The 2,863-nt window shown below is 69.1% G+C and carries 4 protein-coding genes; all 4 read right to left on the bottom strand.

Annotation, left to right across the window (positions count from 1 at the left end; genetic code table 11):
• The coding region (gene tsaB, locus ACO48X_RS10340) for a tRNA (adenosine(37)-N6)-threonylcarbamoyltransferase complex dimerization subunit type 1 TsaB (protein WP_485002009.1) at positions 1-439 on the bottom strand (439 nt) is incomplete at its 3' end.
• Complete coding sequence (locus tag ACO48X_RS10335) at positions 436-1,347, bottom strand: hypothetical protein (RefSeq protein ID WP_485002008.1); 912 nt, start codon at positions 1,345-1,347, stop codon at positions 436-438. The genes tsaB and ACO48X_RS10335, both read right to left, overlap by 4 nt.
• Complete coding sequence (tsaE, locus tag ACO48X_RS10330; protein ID WP_485002007.1) at positions 1,344-1,832, bottom strand: tRNA (adenosine(37)-N6)-threonylcarbamoyltransferase complex ATPase subunit type 1 TsaE; 489 nt, start codon at positions 1,830-1,832, stop codon at positions 1,344-1,346. Before tsaE ends, ACO48X_RS10335 begins: the two co-directional genes overlap by 4 nt.
• A 4-nt stretch (positions 1,833-1,836) precedes the next feature.
• The coding region (gene alr / locus ACO48X_RS10325; RefSeq protein ID WP_485002006.1) for an alanine racemase at positions 1,837-2,863 on the bottom strand (1,027 nt) is incomplete at its 5' end.

Here is a 2,863-nt window from a genome sequence, read left to right as displayed (position 1 = left end):
GCTCGCCCAGTCCTGGAACCCGGTACTGGCCGAGCGGCTCGGCGACGTCGTCGGGGCCGAGCCTGCGGGCCCGTAAGACGAAGAGCTCGCGCCTCCTCGCGTCGATGACGGCGAGAATGTCGTCCAGTCCTCGCATCGCGCCGCCGAGCGCCAGCGCCTCCAGAGAAGAGACGCCGTAGAGCGGGACGTCCCAGGCGCGCGCGAGAGCGCGGGCCGTCACGAGCCCGGCGCGCAGCCCGGTGAAGGCGGCCGGTCCGGTTCCCGCGACGATCATGTCCGGGCGGTTCCCGCCCGTCGCCCTCTCGACCATCGGAGCCAGGCTCTCCGCGTGGCGGCGCACGTCCGCGGAGCGCTCACACGCGATCTCCTCAAGCGTCGCCCCCGCCTCGACCACGCCGACGATCGACCGATCCGAGGTGTCGACAGTCAGTATTCTCAACGTTCTCCTCCGTCCCTTCCTTCGCCCCGGCTGGGCGGCATCTCGTAGACCCTCACGATTTCGCCGGTGTCAAAGCGGATGGTCCTCGAACCGTCGCTCGATTTCTCCGATCGGCTGGACGCCGGGGCGCGCGAGCCCTCCCGCGAGGAACGCCCGCCTGCGCTCGGGCCGGCGCCGTGCCCTCCGCCGACAGTCTCCGAGGAGCCCGTCCGCCGTTTGACGACGGCGCGGCGAATCCACACCGCCGCACCGAGGGCTCCGAAAAGCAGGATCAAACCGGCGACGACGATCTTGAGCGCCGTCGAATCGCCGTGGCGCCGGGAGGCCTTCTTCGCCGCGCCGGAGGAATGCCCGGACGCCGCGTCCCGAAGGGAGTCGCGCACCGAGGCGAACTCTCTGAGCGTCAGCTGGCCGGCGACCACTTTCCGGGCGCGCGGGTCGAGCGGCCGCACGTGGCCGTCTTGCGTCAGAAGAAACCAGCCTTGAGTGAGGGGATCGACGACGACGGTCGTGTTGGGAGTCCTGTTGGCGAGCTCTTTTCCAAAGGTCTCTTCGGCCGTGAATATCGGAGTTCCAACTTTGCCGTCAGTCACCTTGACCGCGATTGTGCCGAGCACTTTGTCTCCAGATTTGACGGGCGCCGCCCAGTAGTCGGAGTCGGTCACTCGCAGATTGTCTTTGTCGCCCGCGAAAACGGAGGCGTGCGTCGGCGCGCCGACCTTGACGTCGTACCGTGAGCCGAACGTGTCGCCTGCTTTGCTTCTGGCGGCGTCTTCGGCGGAGCGGCTGAACCAGCTCATCGCGGTGGAAGAGTCCGAGTCCGTCGCGAAAGCCGGAGTGCCGAAGGCCGTTGCGGGGGCTGCGGCAATGGCCGCGGCGGCGATCGCCGCCTGCAGAGTCCTTTTCACCGACAGGCCTCGAGCCCTCGAAGAATTTCGCCGGATCGCTCGCCTGTGGCTTCGAAAGTCAGTTTTCGCGGGCAGTCGGCTGCGATCTCCTCCCCGCCCGTCGGCCGGGCGACCTTGATCGTCAGGCGGTCCGGCGTGAGCACCTCGACTTTCCCTTCACCCCATTCGACGACGGTCGCGGACGCGTCGAGGGAGGCGTCCAAGTCGAGGGCGTCGACTTCGTCGAGCGACTCGAGCCTGTACGCATCGACGTGAACCAGGTCGGGCCCGTCGCCAAGCGACCTGTGGACATTGGCGATGACGAAAGTCGGCGACGCGACTCGCCCCGCCACCCCCATGCCCTCGGCTATCCCTCGGGTCATCGTCGTCTTGCCCGCGCCCAGCGGGCCGTCGAGCATGACGAGGTCGCCCGCGGCCAGAAGCGAGCCGAGACGAACGCCGAAGGCGTGCATGGCATCGGCGTCGTCGATAATCAGTTCTTCCATAGCGTCACCCATGATAGCGTCGCGGAACCCTCGCCCCAAGGCGGGTGACAATCTCGTACCCGATCGTTCCACAGGCCTGCGCCCACTCGTCCGCGCTCGGCAGGTCTCCCGCCCCGAACAGGAAAGCCGTGTCGCCCGCCGCGGCCGCTTCGGGAACGTCGACGACGAATTGGTCCATGCACACTCGCCCGCGTATGCGGGTGCGGACCCCGCCGACGCTGACGGGGGCGGCGCCGGACGCGGCGCGGGGGATCCCGTCGCCGTAGCCCAGGGGCACAACGCCCAAGCGCGTCGCCGCCTCTGTTTTCTCGGTGTGCCCATATGAGATCGGCGTATGCGCGGGGACGCGGCGTTGGAGGACGAGGCTCGCAGAAAGCTCCATCGCGGGCGTCAGGCCGAGGTCGCGCGCGGTCGCCACCTCCGGATTGGGGGAAAGCCCGTACAGGACGATGCCCGGCCTGACCATGTCGTACCTCGCAGCCGGATGCCACAGAGCGCCGCCGGAGGCGGCGAGGTGAAGAATCTCCGGTTCGATTCCTTCTGAGCGCGCGGCGGCCCTGGCCTGCTCGAAACGTTCTACCTGCCTCTCGGTGGCCCCGGATTCAGGCTCGTCGGCCCGGGCGAGGTGGCTCCACAATCCGACGACGGACACCAACCCGTCGGCCTGAAGCGCCCTGAGCCTGCGGGATGCCTCGGCGACGTCGGCGACGTTGAATCCGCCGCGGGCCATGCCCGTGTCGACTTTGAGGTGGACCTTGGCCGTCGTGCCCGTTTCCCTCGCCGCTTGGGCGATCTCGTCGATCGCCCAGAAGGCGCCTGCGGACAGTTCGACGTCTGCTCGCAGCGCCCGGGCGAGGGGCGCTCCGGGGGCGAAGATCCACGTGAGTATGCGGGGCCCGGGGCCGACCTCTCCCCTGAGCGCGAGCGCTTCGCCGAGCTGGGCCGCCCCGAGATAGTCCGCCCCGGGTGCGAGGGCGCGGGCGACCTCGGCGCGCCCGTGCCCGTATGCGTCCGCTTTGACGACGGCGAGA

This window comes from Peptidiphaga sp., from assembly GCF_057238965.1.
Note: the sequence above shows the minus strand (reverse complement) of the source record. Positions and strands in the feature narration are given on the sequence as shown.